The organism is Paenibacillus marinisediminis (assembly GCF_054343325.1).
On sequence record NZ_JBTGUH010000013.1, the window covers coordinates 24,951 to 46,298 of the forward strand.

At 45.8% G+C, this 21,348-nt stretch carries 22 protein-coding genes and 1 other annotated feature; of the genes, 21 read left to right on the top strand and 1 reads right to left on the bottom strand.

Features of this window, described 5'->3' with window-relative positions; all coding sequences use genetic code 11:
* The first annotated feature begins 61 nt into the window (after window positions 1-61).
* The 14 genes from ACXX53_RS20215 (at window position 62) to ACXX53_RS20280 (ending at window position 12,728) form a co-directional block, all read left to right on the top strand.
* Entirely contained in the window at window positions 62-853 is a 792-nt protein-coding gene (locus tag ACXX53_RS20215) for a segregation and condensation protein A (RefSeq protein WP_458570499.1), read from the top strand.
* Window positions 822-1,430, top strand: coding sequence for an SMC-Scp complex subunit ScpB (gene scpB / locus ACXX53_RS20220; protein ID WP_458570500.1), 609 nt, complete (start codon window positions 822-824; stop codon window positions 1,428-1,430). The genes ACXX53_RS20215 and scpB overlap by 32 nt, the downstream gene beginning before the upstream one ends.
* A gap of 108 nt (window positions 1,431-1,538) precedes the next feature.
* Window positions 1,539-2,264, top strand: a complete 726-nt coding sequence (locus tag ACXX53_RS20225) for a metal-dependent hydrolase (protein WP_458570554.1) — start codon at window positions 1,539-1,541, stop codon at window positions 2,262-2,264.
* 148 nt (window positions 2,265-2,412) lie between these two features.
* Window positions 2,413-3,015, top strand: coding sequence for a DUF2953 domain-containing protein (locus tag ACXX53_RS20230; protein ID WP_458570501.1), 603 nt, complete (start codon window positions 2,413-2,415; stop codon window positions 3,013-3,015).
* Entirely contained in the window at window positions 2,988-3,434 is a 447-nt protein-coding gene (gene ytfJ, locus ACXX53_RS20235) for a GerW family sporulation protein (RefSeq protein WP_458570502.1), read from the top strand. Before ACXX53_RS20230 ends, ytfJ begins: the two co-directional genes overlap by 28 nt.
* A gap of 172 nt (window positions 3,435-3,606) precedes the next feature.
* Window positions 3,607-4,719, top strand: a complete 1,113-nt coding sequence (locus tag ACXX53_RS20240; protein ID WP_458570503.1) for a D-alanyl-D-alanine carboxypeptidase family protein — start codon at window positions 3,607-3,609, stop codon at window positions 4,717-4,719.
* 93 nt (window positions 4,720-4,812) lie between these two features.
* Window positions 4,813-5,454: a nucleoside recognition domain-containing protein gene (locus ACXX53_RS20245; protein WP_458570504.1), complete on the top strand. Its 642-nt coding sequence runs from the start codon at window positions 4,813-4,815 to the stop codon at window positions 5,452-5,454.
* Between the two features lie 36 nt (window positions 5,455-5,490).
* Window positions 5,491-6,024: a spore maturation protein gene (locus tag ACXX53_RS20250; RefSeq protein WP_458570505.1), complete on the top strand. Its 534-nt coding sequence runs from the start codon at window positions 5,491-5,493 to the stop codon at window positions 6,022-6,024.
* A 123-nt stretch (window positions 6,025-6,147) separates the two neighbouring features.
* A complete protein-coding gene (locus ACXX53_RS20255; RefSeq protein WP_458570506.1) occupies window positions 6,148-6,882 on the top strand; it encodes a pseudouridine synthase in 735 nt (244 codons plus the stop codon).
* 158 nt (window positions 6,883-7,040) lie between these two features.
* Complete coding sequence (gene resA / locus ACXX53_RS20260) at window positions 7,041-7,574, top strand: thiol-disulfide oxidoreductase ResA (RefSeq protein WP_458570507.1); 534 nt, start codon at window positions 7,041-7,043, stop codon at window positions 7,572-7,574.
* A 19-nt stretch (window positions 7,575-7,593) separates the two neighbouring features.
* Window positions 7,594-9,258, top strand: coding sequence for a cytochrome c biogenesis protein ResB (gene resB / locus ACXX53_RS20265; protein WP_458570508.1), 1,665 nt, complete (start codon window positions 7,594-7,596; stop codon window positions 9,256-9,258).
* The gene (gene ccsA / locus ACXX53_RS20270) at window positions 9,255-10,499 is read left to right on the top strand and encodes a cytochrome c biogenesis protein CcsA (RefSeq protein ID WP_458570509.1); all 1,245 of its coding nucleotides are present in this window, start codon (window positions 9,255-9,257) and stop codon (window positions 10,497-10,499) included. Before resB ends, ccsA begins: the two co-directional genes overlap by 4 nt.
* 87 nt (window positions 10,500-10,586) lie before the next feature.
* On the top strand, window positions 10,587-11,303 hold the full coding sequence (locus ACXX53_RS20275) for a response regulator transcription factor (RefSeq protein ID WP_458570510.1): 717 nt from the start codon (window positions 10,587-10,589) through the stop codon (window positions 11,301-11,303).
* A complete protein-coding gene (locus ACXX53_RS20280; protein ID WP_458570511.1) occupies window positions 11,304-12,728 on the top strand; it encodes a HAMP domain-containing sensor histidine kinase in 1,425 nt (474 codons plus the stop codon).
* A 147-nt stretch (window positions 12,729-12,875) separates the two neighbouring features.
* Here ACXX53_RS20280 and serA read toward each other — a convergent pair whose 3' ends face one another.
* A complete protein-coding gene (serA, locus tag ACXX53_RS20285; protein WP_458570512.1) occupies window positions 12,876-14,462 on the bottom strand; it encodes a phosphoglycerate dehydrogenase in 1,587 nt (528 codons plus the stop codon).
* Window positions 14,463-14,598: 136 nt separating this feature from the next.
* Window positions 14,599-14,839: a binding site (T-box leader), on the bottom strand.
* 528 nt (window positions 14,840-15,367) lie between these two features.
* On the opposite strand from serA, the gene ACXX53_RS20290 reads away from it, so the two are divergent.
* From ACXX53_RS20290 to ypeB, 7 genes are all read left to right on the top strand, one after another.
* Entirely contained in the window at window positions 15,368-15,958 is a 591-nt protein-coding gene (locus ACXX53_RS20290; protein ID WP_458570513.1) for a CPBP family intramembrane glutamic endopeptidase, read from the top strand.
* Entirely contained in the window at window positions 15,955-16,332 is a 378-nt protein-coding gene (locus ACXX53_RS20295) for a hypothetical protein (RefSeq protein WP_458570514.1), read from the top strand. The genes ACXX53_RS20290 and ACXX53_RS20295 overlap by 4 nt, the downstream gene beginning before the upstream one ends.
* Before the next feature lie 6 nt (window positions 16,333-16,338).
* Complete coding sequence (locus ACXX53_RS20300) at window positions 16,339-17,190, top strand: metallophosphoesterase (RefSeq protein WP_458570515.1); 852 nt, start codon at window positions 16,339-16,341, stop codon at window positions 17,188-17,190.
* Window positions 17,191-17,262: 72 nt separating this feature from the next.
* The gene (locus tag ACXX53_RS20305) at window positions 17,263-17,832 is read left to right on the top strand and encodes a hypothetical protein (RefSeq protein WP_458570516.1); all 570 of its coding nucleotides are present in this window, start codon (window positions 17,263-17,265) and stop codon (window positions 17,830-17,832) included.
* A gap of 290 nt (window positions 17,833-18,122) precedes the next feature.
* Window positions 18,123-18,734 carry a genetic competence negative regulator gene (locus ACXX53_RS20310; protein WP_458570517.1) on the top strand — a complete coding sequence of 204 codons (612 nt, stop codon included), beginning with the start codon at window positions 18,123-18,125 and terminating at the stop codon, window positions 18,732-18,734.
* A 144-nt stretch (window positions 18,735-18,878) separates the two neighbouring features.
* Window positions 18,879-19,682 (top strand): glutamic-type intramembrane protease PrsW, encoded by an 804-nt coding sequence (gene prsW, locus ACXX53_RS20315; protein ID WP_458570518.1) that lies wholly within the window; start codon window positions 18,879-18,881, stop codon window positions 19,680-19,682.
* A 312-nt stretch (window positions 19,683-19,994) separates the two neighbouring features.
* Window positions 19,995-21,335, top strand: a complete 1,341-nt coding sequence (gene ypeB, locus ACXX53_RS20320) for a germination protein YpeB (protein ID WP_458570519.1) — start codon at window positions 19,995-19,997, stop codon at window positions 21,333-21,335.
* Window positions 21,336-21,348 lie beyond the last annotated feature (13 nt).

The following is a 21,348-nucleotide window of genomic DNA, read 5'->3' on the forward strand; positions in this document are numbered from 1 at the left end:
CTTATCTTAATGTAGTACCCTTCTTAGGGTGCTACATTTGCTTTTTTCAGGAGGTTGCCGGGTGTCGGTTACATATAAATTAGAAACGTTTGAAGGTCCGCTCGATCTGCTGCTTCATCTGGTTGATAAGTCGGAAATTGATATCCAAGATATTTCGATCCATGAAATAACCGATCAATATATGGAGTATCTAGAGAATATGCAGGAGCTTGAGCTTGATATTACGAGCGAGTTTCTCGTCATGGCCGCTACACTCCTTGCGATGAAGTCGAATCAGCTGCTGCCGAAGCCACCGGTGATGGAATGGGAGGAATACCCTGAATACGAGGAAGAGGAATATGATCCTCGGGCGGATCTGATTCGTAAGCTGATCGAATACCGCAAGTTCAAAGGAATTGCAGAGCATCTCCGCGAGAAGGAAACGGACCGCAGCTTGATCTTTTCGAAAGAACCTGAGGATCTTGCTCCCTACATTGCGGATGTCCCTTCCAATCCCGTTGAGGGCTTGCACGTAGATGATCTGATTAAGGCGTTTCAGAAGGCGCTGAAGAAGGCTGCAAGGAGAACTCAAGTTGCGACCATCCATAGGGATGAAATATCGGTAAAGGATCGGATACGCGATATTGTTGCGCTCTTTAAACCTTCAGGCAGAGGAACGAAGCTGATGTTCACGAATCTATTGCATCAGGAGATGTCACGGCATGAGATCGTCGTCACCTTCTTAGCGATCTTGGAGCTGATGAAGATGAAGCGGGTACGTTGTTATCAGGATAAGTTGTTTGAGGATATAGTGATTCAATGGCATGGGGAGTTGGATGAAGATGGAGTTTCAGACGTTGAAGTCGATTATTGAGGGCTTGCTGTTTATGGCGGGGGATGAAGGATTAAGCCTGAAGCAGATGGCTGAAATAACCGAGGTGCGTGCTGAGGTTGTAAGAGAAGCGCTGCAGGACTTGAAGGGTGAGCTTGAACGCGGAATGCGCGGGATTCAGCTCTTGGAGATCGCGGGTATGTTTCATATGACAACCTTGAAGGAGCACGCCGTATACTTTGAACGGATGGCCTATTCGCCATCTCGTTCCTCCTTGTCCCAGGCGGCATTGGAAACACTTGCGATTGTAGCTTATCGTCAGCCGATCACCAGAGTGGAGATTGAAGAAGTGCGGGGCGTAAAGTCGGATCGCGCGATCCAAACGCTCGTGCACAAGGATCTTATCGAGGAAGTGGGACGCGCGGAAGCGATCGGACGCCCGATTCTATACGGCACGACGAAGTCATTCCTAGACTATTTCGGGTTAGCGAGCTTGAAGGAGCTTCCAGAGGCGATGCTGTTCGAGCAGACCGACGGACTGGAAGAGGAAACGCAGCTATTATTCGATAAGATGCAGGGCAGACAGCTTACCATTGAAGATGTCAATAGTGATAAGTAAAGCAGATGGTGAGAATGGATAGTGTATACGACACTTGGCATTGGAATGATCAGACCATTTCTTGATATAATTTATGTATATCTGGTATAGGGGCTGATGCTTTGTATGGTGAAGGTTACTTTTCACGGACATGCTTGTGTTGAGATTCAGACGAGCACGCACAAGCTGTTAATTGATCCGTTTTTAACGAGCAACCCGAAGGCTGTTTATTCAGCTGATGAGTTGAATCCCGACTACATATTGCTGACTCACGGACATGGGGACCACATTGAGGACGCAGCAGCAATCGCGAAGCGATGCAGGGCAACAGTTATTTCGATTGTTGAGCTTGCTGATTATATGTCTGGTCAAGGTGTTTCATCTACGATTGGGATGAATCTGGGAGGAGGAGCAGAGTTCCCATTTGGCTTATTAAAATGGGTACCGGCACTTCACAGCTCTTCTATCGAGGTTGATGGGCGGAATGTCTACCTTGGCAATCCCGCTGGGATCGTACTGAAGCTTGAGGATATCACGATCTATCACGCAGGAGATACGGCGTTATTCAGTGATATGAAGCTGGTTGGAGAACGTTATCAACCTGATCTAGCAATACTTCCTATAGGCAGCTTCTTTACGATGGACCCGCAGGATGCGCTTCTAGCTGCTCAGTGGGTAAGAGCCAAGCATGTAGTTCCAGTGCATTTCAACACATTTCCTCCAATCAAGCAGGACGCCCAAGCTTTCGCACACGACTTGAAACCATTCGGCATTCAAGGGCATGTGATGGAGCCTGGCGATGTATTAGACACCCTAAGTTGGCAGGTTGAACAACGAGTTCCGGAAACAGAATAATTCACGTCACAGAACCGATTCTATTCTATTCACGTTTTAGTGAAGCAGGATAGGGTCGGTTTTTTGTGTGTCAGCAGGTAACTTTTTGCATGCCTTCCAGTTCCGCAGGTCATAATAGCGATAGATTGGAAATAGGCGGGTGCGTGAAATGAGTACGTGGCTGATCATACTCAGCGTAATTGGTTTAGTAGTTGTTGGGATTGCTATTGCTGCTATTGTTGTACTTATGTCTTTTGTAGAGTTGAAGATTATTTTGCAAAAGTCAGGCTCTTATGAACGGATATGGGTTGGTTTTAGGATGTGCCACGGACTCATTAATTGGCGCAAGGAGGTCAGAACGGTTGACTTTCAAGGACTTGATCAAGAGTGGAAACTTGGATTGGATAGGCATCAGTTGAGGATGATATTGAATCTGATAACTGGATTGTTGGAAAAAACCGAAATAAAGCATTTTATATGGGATACCGAACTCGGCTTGGGAGAAGCACCGCATACGGCTATTGGATCAGGAGTGATCTGGTCCATTATGTCATATGCGACAGGTACACTTACACATATTCTTAAGTTTACCGTCATGCCCTCGCTGGATGTGATCCCCAGATATAATGAGCTTGCTTTTTCTACACGAGTTGTGTGTATATCCCGTATTAGGGTAGTGCATTCTATAGGTGCAGCTTATTTGTTGATTACCCGTCTAATGCGGGCGAAAGGAGTATCTAATCCATGGCGGATCATCCAATCGAAGGCTTAATGCGTGCAGCATTGGAAAATATTAAAGCGATGGTTGACGTTAACGCGATCGTAGGTGACCCAGTTCAAACGCCGGACGGCAGCGTGATTCTTCCAATCAGCAGAGTGGGGATCGGTTTCGCTGCAGGCGGTAGCGAATTTAAAGTGTTTGAACGGCGTCAGCAAGCAGATCGGGATCGTGCGCATCAACCGTCAGATAAGCCTTTTGGCGGCGGCGCCGGCGGCGGTGTATTTTTAGTTCCAATCGCTTTCCTTATCGTTGGAAAACAAGGTGTACAGGTTGTGTCGGTAGACAATAATACTCATCTGTTGGAGAAGTTGATTGATTCCGCACCACAAGTAATGGATCGATTCGAGTCGATGTTTAGACAAACACCTAAAGTAGGCAAGACAAGCGATAAACCGAATGCCGAATCGTAATCCATATTGAAGCGTCAATGCTGTGCATGACCTCCGAGATTTTATTTACAGGGGAAGTAGTGCGAAGGTTGACGCTTTTTTTAAATCTAATTGTTGGACATACCCCCGTACGATGTTGCATACAAATGAAATAACATCGCGGGTAGGCGCCATATGATTGAAGGAGGACCAAGTGTCACATTTGAAGCGAAGAATTACCGCAATATTAGTAGTAGTCTGCTTGATTTGTAATGGTCTGCCGGTGCTGCCGCAACAAGTACATGCTATATCGGTGCATATTAAACCGCGAGCACATCATGTGAAGGGCTCTAAGGAATCGAGTCACAAACGTGCAGTCATTCCTAACACGCGCGCAAGAGGAGCCGCCTTAGTTGATGTTACAAGTGGACGAGTACTCTTTCATGAGAATGGGAATGCACCCATGCCAATGGCAAGCACCACGAAGATCATGACAGCGATCGTTGCAATCGAATTAGGAAATCTCCATGATGTCGTCAAAACGAGTGCAAAAGCAGTTGGTAAAGAGGGATCATCGATATATCTGCGTCTAGGGGAAGAAATGACGCTTGAGAATATGCTGTATGGGTTGATGCTTCGCTCCGGCAATGACGCCGCGGTTGCGATTGCTGAACATATTGGAGGCTCAGAAGAAGGCTTCGTGTACCTCATGAACCGTAAAGCAGAGGCTCTTGGTTTGGATCAGACACATTTTCGCAATCCACATGGTCTAGATGCTAAAGGGCATGTTACGAGTGCAATCGACCTGGCTAAACTAAGTGCGTATGCGCTGCATAATGCGACCTTTCGTGAGATTGTAAAGACGAAGCAGAGGACCGCTCCGAATCCTATCGATAAGTGGGATTACAAATGGATGAATAAAAACAAAATGCTGCGCTTCTATGAAGGGGCAGACGGTGTCAAGACTGGATATACATCAGGAGCACTTCGCTGCCTTGTCAGTTCAGCAACGCGCAATGGGCAACAATTAACAGCGGTTACGCTTAACGATGGCAGCGATTGGGCAGATCACCAGGAGATGCTTAACTATGGCTTTAAGAACTTTCCACTGCGAACAATTGTAAGTCCGAATCAAACGATCGAAGGGTATCCGTTTCTCGCTGCACAAGAAGTAAAATACCCGTTATCGGACCAAGAGCAGGGGGAGATTAGCTACAAAGTAAAGATTCATTCCCCTCATAGCTTGGATTATAAGTTAGGGCATAGAGGCATGATCGATGTGTACTGGCAGGATAAGAAGATCGTCAGAGTTCCTTTTAAACAGTAATGTGGAGCTGCATGACGTTCGTGATAAGGAAGAACCATCTGAGAACACTGAGCAGCAAGAGGGCTATGAAAGTGCAGTATGGGGGGGAGAATATTGATCAACCTGATCTGGATGTTCATGTTGTTGGTTGGTTTTATCGCAGCTGCCGCGCAAGGAAGAATAGAGGTTGTAACGGAAGCGGTATTCGATGGAGCGAAGACGGGTGTCAGCGTTAGTCTTGGTTTAATCAGTGTCATGGTGTTCTGGCTTGGTATGATGCGAATTGCGGAGGATGCGGGTGTGCTGACGAAAATGGCCAAGCTGCTCGGACCAATCGTTCGTTTCTTATTTCCAGACGTACCGCGGGATCATCCCGCTCTAGGATACATTATGTCGAATATGAGTGCCAATCTATTAGGACTTGGCAACGCAGCGACACCGATGGGGATTCGCGCGATGCAGGAGCTGCAGAAGCTGAATCCTGATAAAGCAACGGCAACGCCTGCGATGTGCACCCTCTTAGCTATCAATACGTCGAGTATAACACTCATTCCGACGACGCTAATCGCCATTCGCATGAACTTCGGCTCTGCGAATCCGGCTGAGATCGTCGGCACCACGCTGCTTGCGACTGCTGTAGCCACGATGGCGGCGATATTGGCCGATCGCTGGTTCCGAAGCCGACATGCGCCGCCTGCAGCTCCTTCATTGCCGAAACAGCCATTGGATAAACCGCAGCTGCCTCATACAGGCTAGACAATGCATTGATTGACGGAGAGGGTGGGGGGATCTATGTACACATTCGTATCCGCGATATCAACATGGGCGATTCCTGCCATTATCGTATTGATTCCGCTGTATGCATACTTTAAGCGGGTGCCTGTGTATGAATCGTTTGTAGAAGGAGCCAAGGACGGGTTTCAAACCTCGATCAACATTATCCCGACACTCGTTGGCATGATGGTCGCGATCAGTGTCTTCCGAGCTTCAGGTGCGATGGATTGGATTGTAGGCTTAATGCAGCCGCTGTTGGATTGGCTGGGCATTCCAGGTGAAGTTATGCCGCTCGCGTTTCTTCGACCGATAACGGGAGCGGGATCATTAGCGTATACAACCGACTTAATTAAAACGTATGGACCAGATTCAATGATTGGTCGAATCGCTTCAACGATCCAAGGAAGCACGGATACAACGTTATATGTGCTGACCGTATACTTCGGTGCTGTGGGTGTTATTAAAGGAAGATATGCGTTAAAAGTAGGATTGTTTTCCGACCTGATCGGATTTGCAGCAGCTATCCTGATTTGTTTATGGATATTTACATAATCATAAATTATTCCCGGTGTTCCAACATCCGGGTTTTTTTGTATCAAGAGGCAAGTATTTGGACGATTAGCTTGTGGTTTCGTTCACAAAACTGCTATCATAAGGTTGAGGTGAATGTTACAAATGGAAGAACGTCTACAGAAAATTATGTCGAATGCAGGAGTTGCATCCCGACGTAAATGTGAACAGTTAATTACAGAGGGTAAAGTTGAGGTTAACGGGGAAGTAGTGAACACACTAGGTGCGAAGGCAGATCCCGATACTGATGTGATAACGGTTAATGGCCGAACTATTACGAAGCAGCTCGATAAGATCGTCCTTGCTTTTCATAAGCCTAAGGGTGTGATCACGAGCATGTCTGATCCCGAAGGCCGCAAGACGATTAAGGATTTCATTAAGGGAGTTAAACAACGTGTTTATCCAGTCGGTCGATTGGATTATGACACGGAAGGGCTCCTGCTTCTCACGAACGATGGGGATTTGGCTAACTTGCTAACGCATCCGCGTCATCATGTAGCTAAGACGTATTGGGCGACAGTTAAGGGAATTCCGCATGGAGACAAGCTGGAGCAGTTGAGTCAAGGAATTATGCTGGACGACGGCATGACACAGCCAGCTGAGGTGGAATACCAGGATGTCGATATGGAGAATAAGGTGGCAACGATCAGTATTACGATCTATGAAGGCCGTAATCGTCAGGTTCGACGCATGTTTGAAGCAATCGGTCATCCTGTTACTCGCTTGAAACGGGTATCCTTCGCCAACATTTTCTTGCAAGGAATAGCGCGGGGGACGATGCGTCAACTAACGAAATCTGAAGTGAATGAGCTTAAACAGGCTGTTAAGAAAAATTCCTGACATGAATAGCATATAACTCGCTCTATGACACACAAATTTCATAATTAAGGAAGATATAGGCACTTGGTGTTGGATTATAATGGACATGGACACTTCGATCAAATTGTGCGTATTTTCCTGTAAATTGTGATATTTGTCATAGAGAGGGCGAATGTGGCATGGCCAAACGTAATAAAGCGGTACAGATCATCATATTGGCCGCTACTTTACTGCTGGGTGGGATTGCAATTTTTCCAACGCTGTTCGAGTCTAGTGCTGTTCCGACAGTAGGCAGTTCCGTTCCAAACATTAAACTGCAGCAGTTGGACGGTGACGTCAGATCTTTGAACGACCTAAAGGGTCAAGCGGTAGTACTTAACTTTTGGGGCTCTTGGTGCGAGCCGTGCAAACGTGAGATGCCGGCTCTCTCCAAGGCTTATGAGCAATGGAAAGATCAAGGTGTCGAAATTATCGGCATCAATTATGGGGAAGACGAACTTGTAGTTCGTAATTTTGCAAAGCAAATGGATGTGACCTTTCCAATCTGGTTGGATCGCAAGAAGACCGCATCCAAAGAATTTGGCATTCGACCGCTGCCAACGACTTTCTTCATCAATCCTGAAGGCAAAGTGCATCATATTAAGCTTGGTGAAGTAACGTCCGAAGAACTGGACGTTCTGATCAAGCAAATGATAAGCATGAAGTCTTCGTAGCCATGGGAGGGAAGTTGTAATGGCATTTCAGAATACTAAATGTGAATGCGGTCATCAGAACCCGCTCGGTACGGTATTGTGCGAAGCATGCGGTAAGCCGCAGGATGATGACGATACAGAACAATCCGTATTAGAGATGAGATACGACGGAGTTGCACGCAAGTCTCAAAAAGCAAATCCTAATGTAATTGATATGGTGTGGAATTTCTTCTCCTCGGTTAAGGTTGCAGTCATTATTATAGCCATTACCTTGATTGGCGCTTCGCTTGGGACGATCTTTCCACAGGAGAGTCAATTTATAGGTGATGTTCCAGAGAACTATTATCTGGATAACTACGGACCGTTGGGACATTGGTACTACGTATTAGGCTTATCAGATACGTATGGATCCTGGTGGTTTATAACGCTGCTGGTTATGATCGGCGCATCGCTCGTGATCTGCAGTCTGGATCGCGTTCTGCCGTTATATCGTGCACTGCATAAGCAGCATGTACGCAAGCATGATCTATTTTTGCGGCGTCAGCGAATCGTGGTTGAGACCGAACTGCCGACGGAAGCCAATGCATGGCTGAACACGATGGAGAAGTCTCTTCGTAAGAAACGGTATCGCATATATAAAAATGAAGGCGCATTAATGGCTGAGAAGAATCGCTTTAGCCGCTGGGGTCCCTATATTAATCATATAGGACTGATCATCTTCCTGCTGGCGCTGCTGGCTCGAAGCATCCCAGGCTGGCATATGGAGTTCTACTCTGGCTTCCCGCAAGGTCAGCCAACGCCAATCCCGAATACGCCTTATTATTTGCAGAATGATCAATTTACTGTTGAGTATTACACGGATGATGAGATGCCGGAGAAGTTCGTCAAGGAAGGTCGAGTAGTCCCTAAGCTGTTTGAGACGAAAGCAACCTTATATCGTTGTACGGCGAACTGTGATGATCCGATACTTGATCCTGTGCTTGAGGAAGTATATAAGCACGATATCCGAGTGAATGATCCATTAGAATATGATGGTTTAATGATTTATCAATATGACTTTGATCTAACTCCCAAGCTAGTATCGGTCAAGCCGATATTAGAAAACACGGAAACCGGCGAAGTATATGGTTCATTCGATTTAAAGATGAACAATACACAAACGCTTTATGAACTAGGCCCTTACACACTTGAGCTAAGAGAAAAATATATGGACTTCGGTTTCGGCGCTGATGGCAAGCCGTACACGAAGTCGCCAGATCCGAATGCCCCGGTATTTGTATTTTTGATCAAAGGACCAGGCTTAGCGGAAACTGGCGAGCCTTATATGTATTTTCCACTGCAGAAGGATAAGGCTGCTTTCCAGGAAGATGTCGTGAACGCGGAGATTAACGACAAGCTTCGGATTACAGTTCAGTCGATGAAAGATGTGAATATTTCACAATCCGTCAGCTACTTGAACGTTAGGAAAGATACAGCCCTCCCGTTTATCTGGGTAGGTGCGCTCATCAGCATGGTAGGGTTGGTTATGGGGTTCTACTGGCAGCATAGACGCATCTGGCTCAAGATTGATGGCAGTAATTTGCTGTTAGGCGCACATACCAATAAGAATTGGTACGGAATGCGTCATGAGGTTGCGCGAGCGCTAGCCGACAGCGATATTCAAGTAGATGTCAAAGCCATAGACCGTGGGGGGAATAAAGCGTGAATCGCTTGTTAGAGATTAGTCAGGATGCCTATTTAATCGCGTTTTTCTTATTATGTATCGCGTTTATCGTGCACATATTCTCAATGGCAACGCGCACCATGAAGAATTCAGAGAAGCGCCAACAGAGATGGATTAACGTTTCTTTCATTATAACGCTAGTTGCTTTTGCAGCACAGCTCGTCTATTTCTTTACGAGATGGGCAGCAGGGCATATTCCAGTAAGCAACATGTATGAGTTCATGTCGTTCTTAGCTATTATGATAGTTGGCGCTTATGTTATTATATATATCATCTACCGCAAATCAATTCTTGGTGTATTCGCTTTGCCGCTGGCGATTCTGATTATGGCTTATGCGTCTGTATTTCCAAGTGAAATTCAGCCGTTGATCCCTCAGTTGGATTCAGTCTGGCTGAAGATTCATGTTACACTGGCTGCGGTGTCCTACGCATTCTTCGGGATTGGCTTCATTGCAGGCTTAATGTATCTGCTGAGAACAGTGCGATGGGACGATCCTTCGGCTAAACGCTCCCGGTTGTTTCTGGAAGGTACAATGGTACTCATTGTCATTATCATTGGTTTCATAGCCGTTATCTTTGGCTTCCGCGCTGCTTCATACGAAGTGCAAGTGCAGCAAACTGTTGAAACTGTTGACAAGGGTCAAATCAATAGTAAAATAGAATCGGTCACCTATACGATTCCGCCTTTGGTAGCACCATATAATAGTGTAAAATTAGAGGGAGTTTCTCTCGCAGGCATACCGCTTCCATTGTTTGAAGCTCCTGAATGGATGGAAGGCAAGAATGCCGCACGTAAGCTGAACACTGTTGTCTGGTCTGTTATCGCAGGTCTTGTGATATATGCTCTAATTCAGCTCATTATCCGTAAACCTATTGCACGCGTGATTCAACCGATGCTGCGTGGTATTGACCCGGATGATTTAGATGAAATCAGCTATCGGGCTAATGCAATCGGATTTCCAATCTTTACGCTTGGCGGGCTAATATTTGCGATGATATGGGCACAGGTTGCTTGGGGACGATTCTGGGGATGGGATCCGAAGGAAGTATGGGCTCTCATTACATGGCTATTCTACAGTGTATATCTACATTTACGATTGTCACGCGGATATCAAGGCTCCAAGTCCTCATGGTTTTCCGTAATAGGCTTTATCATTATTATGTTTACTTTATTAGGTGTGAACCTAATTATCTCAGGGCTGCATTCATATGCTGGCGTCTGATGTTTAGCGGATGCTTGAAGGATGCGCTGTACAAGATGACCACTTATTTACATATAGCTCGTTTCGATCAGGAAAGGGGAATCGTACATGTCCGAACAAGAGAATCGTATCCTTATAGTGGATGATGAAGAACGGATTAGACGTTTGCTCAAGATGTATCTAGAGAAGGAAGGCTTCATTATAACTGAATCAGAAGACGGCGAAGATGCACTTCGTAAAGCTGTTGTCGAGGATTATGATTTAATTCTGCTCGATCTGATGCTGCCTGGCATTGACGGTATCGAAGTATGCACTCGCTTGCGTCAGGTCAAAGCGACTCCGATTATTATGCTGACAGCCAAGGGTGAGGAAATGAACCGGGTTCAAGGGTTCGAGGTTGGTGCTGATGATTATGTCGTGAAGCCGTTTAGCCCTAGAGAGGTCATTTACCGGGTGAAGGCGGTGCTGCGTCGTTCTTCGGCTACTGCATTCCTGACGAATGATCCGAAAACGAGCAATAACATCGTATTTCCGCACCTGATTATCGAACATGATGCTCATCGCGTAACAGCGGGGGGACAAGAGATCAGCTTGACTCCGAAGGAGTATGAGCTTCTTCATTATTTAGCTGTATCTCCTGATAAAGTGTTCAGTCGGGAAGAACTGCTTAAGGATGTATGGAACTATGAATTTTTCGGAGATCTTCGCACGGTGGATACTCATGTGAAGCGTCTGCGAGAGAAACTGAACAAAGTATCGCCAGAGGCTGCAACTATGATCACTACAGTATGGGGCGTCGGATACAAATTAGAGGTGCCGAAGTAAGTGAAATTCTGGCGGAGTGTAGTCGGCAAATTGTGGATGACGATCATCGGACTTGTGGCGTTAGTGCTGTTGACACTGGGAACTTACCTGCTTCAATACATCGACAGCAATTTCGCCCATCCGAATGACATTAAGCTGCTCTTTATATATACAGGAATTATCGGCTTTTCGTTAACGACGTTTTTTGCTTTCTTTCTATTCACCAAGATTACGCAGCCTTTGCGCCAGCTGAAGAAGGCGGCTGAAACGATAAGGCAGGGCGATTATACGACTAGGCTGGAATTGCGATCTTCTGATGAAATTGGCGAGCTGTCGAGCACGTTCAATCACATGGCTGAAGAGCTGAATTTCCTCATACGTGATTTACATCAGGAGAAGGAGCAGCTGTTCAGCATCTTGCGAAGCATGACGGATGCCGTGATCACATTTGATGCGAATGGAAATGTGCTGCTGGCTAACCCGCAAGGGGAAATCAATTTGCAGAAGTGGAGCGAGATTGGATGGAATGATCCGGATGATGAGTTTCAATTATCGTCTGTTCCTGAACCGCTTCGTCCGCTGTATCATAAGGCCCGTTCTGAGGCTGTTGAAGTTGTCAGCCGAATTCATGTCCAGCAAGAAGTGTGGTCGGTCGTTATGGGACCATTGTATAACGATAATACGGTTCGAGGCGTTGTAGCTGTACTGCGCGATGTGACGGAAGAGGTCCGCCTGGAGAAGCTTCGCAAGGACTTCGTTGCCAATGTATCGCACGAGATACGCACGCCGCTGTCGATGCTGCAAGGCTATAGCGAAGCTTTGTTGGATGATATCGCGGCATCACCTGAAGAGCGCAAGGAACTGGCACAGGTGATACACGATGAATCGCTTCGTATGGGCAGACTTGTAAAGGATCTACTGGATCTGGCTCGAATGGAAGGCGGCCATCTTCAGATGCAATTGGGACCGGTTAATCTTAATGATCTGATTATTCGTGTTATTCGTAAATACTCTGTTCTATCTAAAGAACGTGAGATACCGATTATTTATGAATTTCTAGCAGCGCATCCGGTTGTCAGTCAGGCGGATGAAGATCGGTTGGAGCAGGTGCTTACGAATCTGCTTGATAACGCGATTCGACACTCTCAAGCTGGAGAGGAGATCGTGATCCGTACCGAACGCAAGGTTAGTGGACATGTAGAACGGCTCTGGATACATGTCGAAGACCATGGAGAAGGGATTCCGCATGAAGACATACCCTATGTCTTTGAACGTTTCTATAAGGCGGATAAAGCCCGAACTAGAGGAACGAGCGGAGGGACTGGTCTTGGGCTCGCCATTGTTAAAAATATTATAGACGTTCATCATGGCATTATTGAAGTGAAGAGTGCGTTAGGAATGGGAACGACATTCTCCATAGGACTTCCATATGAACGACGAGCCTAATGGCCGACACGGTTGTGTCGGTCTTTTTGTGTGAGTTCATGACATTCCGACAGCAAATAACGAAGTATGCGGCATAAAAATGACGTCTGCAGTTGGCAGACGTCATAATAGAGAAACTAATCTTGTTGTTCGTGAAACAATCAGATGTTAAAATACAATTTCCTTCGCCTTATTAATTCCCGAGATGTTCTTCAGGTCGGAAATGACTTCTTTCGGTACGGCGCGATCAACAGCTAGAACCATAATAGCGGAGCCGCCGACAATCTTGCGTCCCACCTGCATCGTAGCAATGTTGATGTCATTGTTTCCTAGTAGCGTTCCAACATATCCAATCATACCAGGCTTATCGTTATGCTTGACTAGCAGCAGGTGACCTTCTGGCGCGACGTCAACCGGATATTTGTCTATCTGTACGATTCTTGCGCCATAACCGTTCAATAATGTGCCAGCTACCATGCGTTCTTCATCTTTCGTACGCAGAGTGACAGAGACAAGATTCGTGAAGCCCTTAGCGACATGCGTTTGCTGAACTGTTATCAATATCTCTCTTACCTTTGCCAGATGCATTGAGTTGACAATATTGACATCTGGTCCAAGATGCTGCTGCAGCACGCCTTTAACGATGTAGCGGGTGAGTTGGGCAGTATCTACTTCAGCAAGATCACCGGAATAATTGATTACGATCTCAAGCAAAGGTCCTTTCGCCATCTGTGCAGTAAACTGGCCAAGACGCTCTCCCAGCTGGAAGTAAGGCTGGATCTTATTCAATACATTCGCTGGCACTGGCGGCATATTAACCGCATTCTTGAACGGTTGATCGCGCAGAATGTGAAGCACTTGCTCCGAAACATCAATCGCGACATTCTCTTGGGCCTCAACCGTTGATGCTCCAAGATGAGGTGTAACGATGATGTTAGGGTTATTTAAGAAAGGATGATCTGCCGCTGGCGGCTCTTGCTCGAATACGTCAAATGCTGCACCTGCGACGATGCCTTCATTAATAGCTTCAACTAAAGCCAATTCATCGACGATACCGCCGCGAGCGCAGTTGATCAGGCGCATCCCGCGTTTCATAACCTCGAATTGTGGACGAGCAATCATATGCTTCGTCTCAGCAGTAAGCGGAGTATGGAATGTCATAAAGTCAGCCTGACGGATGATATCATCTACACTTCCAAGCTTGATGCCAAGCTTCTCTGCACGCTCTTCTGTCATGAAAGGGTCATATCCAATGACTTCCATGCCGAATGCTTTAGCGCGTTTAGCTACTTCGCTTCCGATTCTCCCCATGCCGACTACACCAAGGGTTTTGTTGCGCAATTCTACACCGAGGAACGATTTGCGGTCCCAGATGCCTTGAATCGTTTTGTTATACGCCTGCGGGATATGTCGAGCAAGTGCCATCATCATCGCAAAGGCATGTTCACAAGTTGTGATGGTATTGCCGTCAGGTGCATTAATGACGATAATTCCGCGTTGTGTGGCTGCTTCTAGGTTGATGTTATCGACGCCGACCCCAGCGCGTCCTATCACTTTGAGCTTTTTGGCTGCTTCCATGATGCGTGGGGTAACCTTCGTCTGACTACGCACGAGAAGTGCATCGTACTCACTAATAATGGAGATGAGTTCATCTTCCGAAAGCCCTGTCTTTTTGTCCACGATTACATCTGCAGCATCTACCAATTGCTGAATACCAAAATCGCTGATCGGATCTGAAACTAATACTTTGTACATTACGTATTCCTCCCTCATATCCATCTATATAGTGTCAACCGCAAAGGCAGTTGTTATCACCGCTTCGACGCGCTAATGCTTTAGATAATTAAAAATCCACGTTTCAAAAAAACTCTCATCACATACTACTGCCGTAGTAAGGGACGAGAGTTGACCGTGGTACCACCCTAATTCGCTAACCGCTCGCGCGATTCAGCCTTGACGTCTAATGAAAGACGCAGAACGTTAACGGGTTCTAACCGATTGTACCTAATAGTAATCATCGTTCAGTACAATAACTCAGGACTGCTGGAATCCATCTCAACGCCGCCGATTCACACCATTCATCGGCTCTCTGGGGACTTTATAAGATGGTTCGTTTCCTTCTCCGTGTTTATCATCATGAAATTATTTAAAATCTAACACGGTTCATGTCTAGTGTCAATAGGTTGTACTTCTAAGTTGTTAGCTGGCTGCAGCACAGTAAAAGTTACAGGGTGTGGTTGAATACTGTTCATTGTTTCTGATATGATGCTAAAACAGGCTGATCCTGGCTCACCAAATAACGACTGTGATGGTATGATCACTTGTCCTACATACGGTTTGATATTAAGCGTGAAGAGCAGTTTCACGATATGGCAACAATACGGTATGATTAGATAAGACGATTACTTGTTTATCGTATTTATCATTGGTAAACTCTGCGCATCGATGCTTTTGCTTCTTATTGAAACGTTCTTCGGTCTGCGATCCACGATACCACTCCTTAGGTGCTGTTGAAAGGGAAAGCGGGTGAAGCGAGGAGCATGTAATGGATAATTAACTATTAGTTACCATTTATGTGCATGATATGTCTATTAATTTCGAATATTAGTATAGTTTTTTATTGTAAAATAGTTAGACGATAACTTACAGGTAGTGATGAAATGAAAGAAAAGTGGAAAAGGTTCAAACAACAACAAGTTCAAATTGATCAAATAGATGATAAAACATTGCTGTTGAATCTTTATTTGACGCAGGCTCTGACACTGATTATAGGCTCCGTCTGGATTCTTTTTTCAGGTCGTAACCCGCTGTTGCTGCTTCAGCCTCCAGAGGGATACAAGCCGTGGTTATTGGGGGCAGGACTCTCGGTAATCGTCGTCATTTTGGATCTTCTAATATCCAAGTTTGTGCCGGAAGAAGCGACAGATGATGGTGGCATTAATGAGCGCTTGTTCCGTAATCGGCCATTCTGGCATATATTTGTGATAGCATTTGTTGTAAGTATATGTGAAGAGATGTTGTTTCGGGGTGCTGTGCAGCATACACTTGGCATCTACTGGACGAGTGTAGCATTTGCCGCGATTCATGTGCGCTATTTAAGACATTGGCTGCCTACATTGATGGTGTTTAGTATAAGCTATGGATTAGGCTATATATACGAATGGAGCGGCTCCTTATGGGCTCCGATTGCCGCGCATTTCTTGATTGATTTTATTATGGGCTTAATATTGCGTTACCGGAGGGAAGTATGAGCAAGTCGTATTATTCAAGTCGTCGCTTTAAGGAACAGGAAGAGAAAGAGAAAGTTTATCAGTCTAACGCTTCTCCCAACTCAACTAAAGATGAAACATTCAGTAACAGCCCGGCACTTGCAGCGCTGCAGCAATTGAAACAACCGCAGCGATCTCAAGAGGAGGCTGCAGATGTTGATGCGATGAATTCTGAGCTTGAACCACAGCAAGTCAAGGAGGAAGAGGATCGGACATTACCTCCGAGAAGAGCCTTGTTCCCTTCTAATTATGGCAAGCTGACAAAATGGTTTTACAATATTCTGTTTTTGCTGTTCTTTGGGTTATTAGTATTTCTACTGTTTTGGGGAAATCATGTGATGACGACGGAGGGGTAATCGTAGATGGCGGATGTCATCATTATCGCGGCTGCAGGCTTATTGTTGATCATAGCTTTCATCTTTGCTCTCATTTACCTGATGTACCGAGAAGCAAACAGTTTTACAGTCACAGAGGAAGAAGTTGTTCTAGAACGGCTCCCGCAAGCATTTGACGGGATGCGATTATTTTTTATCAGCGACTTTCATCGCCGTTCGTTGACTGAATCCCATATGAAAGAGATATCGAAGCATAGCCCTGCCCATCTATATCTTATCGGGGGAGATGTCACCGAGCAAAAAGGGGACCTCGAACAAGCGATTGCCAACATACGATTAATACGTCAATTAGGTCCAACATATCTGGTACACGGCAACCATGATTACAAGGCCAATGTCCGTACATTGGATACGGCTATCGCTGATATGGGCGTCAAAGTGTTGGATAATGATGCTGTTCTTCTTGAGCAAGAAGGCGAAAGTATATGGCTCGTAGGCATTGACGATCTTCGATCGGGTCGTGCTAATATGCGTTTTGCGATGGATGGGCCGGAAAGCGATCCGCACCTCTGCATCTTGTTAACTCATGATCCTGCGCTGTTAAAGCGGCCATTGCATCCGCTGATTGATCTAGTCGTTGCTGGCCATACCCATGGCGGACAAATTAATTTGCCTATGTACGGACCTGTGCGAACAAGTCCCTTTTATCGAAAATACTTGCATGGTTGGCACACGTTAAACGTAAATTCTGAACAAAATGGACGGAAGGTTCAACTATTTATCAGCAAGGGGTTCGGAACGACGCACTTACCACTTCGCTTAGGCGCACCTCCAGAAGCGAGTTTTATCACCCTTCGCTCGTGGCAGTCGTTTTCCTAAAATTGAATCGAATGTGATTGCGCTATACGGCTCACAATACTGTTGATCCCATTACTGAAGGAGGGAACAGCAGTGAGAGTTACAACGTTTATAGCAGGTATGGCAGTAGGCGCGCTTGCAGGCATGTGTTTGGCAGATCGCCGCACACTGACCAATCTTCAATCGAGGATTCAATTAGCTGGGGATGTAGTTACTGATGTAGTTGGCATGGCAGGCGGCAAGGTGATGGATACAGCAATGACAGCTTTGTCCCAAGTGTCTGCTTTGGGCGGTCAGTCACAGCAGCAAGCTCAAGGTGGCGCACAACAGCAAGCTCAAGCCGGCGGCAATCAGCAGCAAGCTCAGGCTGGAGGCAACCAGCAGCAGGCTCAAGCAGGTAGCATGCAGCAGGCTCAGGCTGGTGGCGCGCAGCAGCAAAAAACACAGCAGCAGAGCTCGCAGCAAGACAACGTCAGCCTAGAACGCATTAAAGAATTGATTGCTCGCGATCCGCAATTAAAGCGTCAAGTCGATGCGATCTTGCAGGAAGCTGGAAGTTCTTCGAATGCAGCTAGCCAATCGGCTAATCAGACGGCGGGTGCAGCGAAATCGACTACTTCAACAAGCTCCAAGCCAACTTCTGCGTCCAGTACTACCCATTGAAAGGGCAAGCATGACCGCATAAGAAGCCAGAAGCGTCATAGACGCAAAAGTGGCACTATGTTGTAATCAGCCCAAGAGAATATGGAATACCCATAAGGGGAGCCGCCATTGGTGGCTGCCTCTTTTATATTGCTCCTTTGCCAATGCAGACTCTTTGAAACCTTCTCATTTTTAGTAGGTGCAAATTGGAGCAATTAATGATAACATTGATTACATAGAACCATTTTCAGCACATATTATATGTTGCTTCATAATCTGTTATAACCGAAGTTGCAAAGGAGGGTCCTGTCATGAAGATCGAACGCTTAAGTCAAGATAAGATTCGCATTTTCCTTACGTTCGACGATTTATCTGAGCGCGGGATCCAACGCGATGACTTGTGGCGAGAAATGACGAAACTGCAGGATTTATTCGTAGAAATGATGGATCAGGCGTATACTGAACTCGGATTTGACGCGACTGGGCCATTAGCTGTGGAAGTGTTTGCTATGCCTGCGCAAGGCATGGTTGTTATCGTTACTCGCTCTCGTTGGGAGAAGGGCGCTCCTCAAACGGACGACGAAGACATGGATGACGTTTACGAGATGGAAGTGACGTTGGAGGAAAGCGATACTGTCGCATTTTCATTCCGCGATTTTGAGCACTTTATTGAAGCTGCTCATGCGGTAAATCGACATTTTTCCGTATCAGGCGCGTTATATCAATATAATAGTCAATGGATTTATTACGTCGAGCCGGTTTCCTTGGAATCTAACCGACTTCAGGCGTTAATTGCGATATTGGCTGAGTATGGTGAAGCCACGTCGGTGACTACTGCAGTTCTAGAGGAATACGGTACATGCATTATGCGTGAAGATGCAATTGCCGTCACCTGTGAACACTTTAAGCCGCGCAGTGAATAATAAACCGTCGATGGGGAGTTCCTGGTTGAAGGACTAGGGCTCCTTTTTCGTGTCATATCAATTAGGCAGTTCAGTAATGTGGGACGAGCAAGCTATTGGTGTGTGAGTCAAGAATCTGGATAGCATAGGAGGAGCAAATACAAGATGAATTTAGCTGTTCAGGTTACTTCTGCAACAACACCGATTATTGCCTTGCTGACCGCAGCAGTGGCTCCTGGTATCGCGCTGCTCATCTATTTTTACTTGAAGGATAAATATGCTGCTGAACCGATATCCATGGTTCTCCGCGTATTTCTTGTTGGCTTCTTGATCGTATTTCCCATTATGATTATCCAGCATGGCTTGACGATGTGGTGGGGCAGTAATCGATTGATGTACTCATTTGTGATATCATCCGGCGTGGAAGAAGCTGTGAAATGGTTCGTGCTTTATCATATGATATATAACCACGTTGAGTTCGATGAACATTATGACGGTATTCTATATGCTGTTGCGGTCTCGCTAGGCTTCGCTACAATAGAGAACGTAATGTATGCATTATCTAACAACAGCTCGTTCGGATTTCTGTTATCCCGAGCTTTATTGCCTGTGTCTGGACACGCGCTGTTCGGTATCTTGATGGGATATTATATGGGCAAGGCAAAGTTTACGAACGATAACACCTCGAAGAAGTATTTGGCTATTTCATTGATAGTTCCAATCTTCTGGCATGGTGTTTACGATATGATCATGACATCTTTTACACGTTATTGGATATGGGCTGCTGTTCCTTTGATGGTGTCTCTATGGTACTTTGGGATGGCGATGGTACGCAGAGCCAATCTGAGATCACCGTTTCGCATGTTGAAACATGACGAGGAGCACGATAATGGATGGAGAAATGATCGTAATCGTGCTCAAGCATCAAGCGCATCCAAGCAAATAGCATCGGAAGAGATTAATCCTTAACCAATCTGGTCATACTTGCACGTATATACGTTGTTCCAGCTAGTGATGATAAAGGTGGCGAGAGCGTGCGAGTTAAGGTAACGATTCGGTGCAGAAATTGCGGTGAGAAGTTCGTACTTCGGGGTAAGAGAGAGAAAGGGCGAATTGAGACCGGATTTAAACAATGTGTTTGCGATAATCGGGAAGATTTCTTAATCGAGGAGCTTCCCCAATAAAAGCGTGACGAAGGTTCATCAGTGATGCATAAAGACTTCCTATTTCCAGCACAATAGGCATAATCCTAATTTTGCTGTGAAAGGAGACGTTTGTACGATGTATAAACGACTGAGTGCTGTGATGTTTCCGATCGTCACGCTTTTATTTATCGGAACCGCATTGTGGGGCTATCAAGAGTTTCAACAAAAGAATGCGCTGATGGTGCAAGCAGAGAATCAATACCAACGAGCTTTTCATGATTTGACTTTCCACATGGACAAGCTTCAGGATCAGTTGGGCCAGACGCTAGCGGTACACTCCACATCACAGGGAATGCACCGAAAAGGCCTAGCTAATGTATGGAAAACAACGAGTGAAGCCCAGAGTGATATTAGTCAACTGCCTCTATCCACGCTTCCGTTCGAACAGACTGAGGAATTTCTGTCTAGAATCTCCAGCTATGCTTATCAAGCATCCGTCCGGGATATGACGAAGCAGCCGTTGACTAATGAAGAAATGAATACCCTGAAGACGTTGTATGCGAATTCTAAGCAGATATCTGCCGATCTTCAAGATGTTCAAAATAAGGTGTTGGCGAACGGACTGCGTTGGATGGATGTGCAATCCGCGATGTCGAACAAATCGACTTCAGGAAACACTGCTATTACAGACGGCTTTAAATCTTTAGATGGCAAGGTCAGTGAATATCCTGAGATTGACTGGGGAACTTCTGTGGCGAGCTTATTTTCGAAACGAACCTTAACGATGCTTGAAGGCCCCGAGGTTTCTGAGGATGAGATCAAGAAAAAAGCAGCCAAGCTGATGAAGCCGCATGAGATGAAAGAGATTACGATTCGTAAAAATGGAAATTCACCTGATCACATGACGTATACGGCTCGAGCTGAACATAAAAATGGTGATGGTGAAATCTCGATTGACTTCACGAAGCAGGGCGTGGTTCTGTCGTTCATGGATACCCGCAGCATCGGTAAGAAGCAGGTTAGCATCGATGAAGCCGCTGATAATGCAGCCAGCTTTATCAAGCGGCACGGATTCGAGAATATGAACAAAGTTCGTTCTCAATCCTATGACGGCTTAGAAACCTTTACTTACGTACCTGTAAAAGAAGATGTATTGCTGTATCCGATGAAGGTTCTGGTCCGAGTAGCTTTGGATACTGGCGATATCGTTGGAGTACAAGCAGCAGACTACATCTATGGCGCATCGGATATGAAATCGGTCTCCATAAAGCCCAAGCTCACGAAAGAACAGGCTCTTGCACGAGTCAACCCGAATATGAAGGTATCCTATGATCGCTTGGTTGTCATTAAGAATGAGGTTTCCCAACCTGTTTTATGTTATGAGATTGGTGGTACAACCGACGATCAGAACTACCGTATCTATATAAACGCTGAAACCGGCAATGAAGAAATAGTTGAATCGGTTTCCAAAACATAGCTTCTAGAAGACC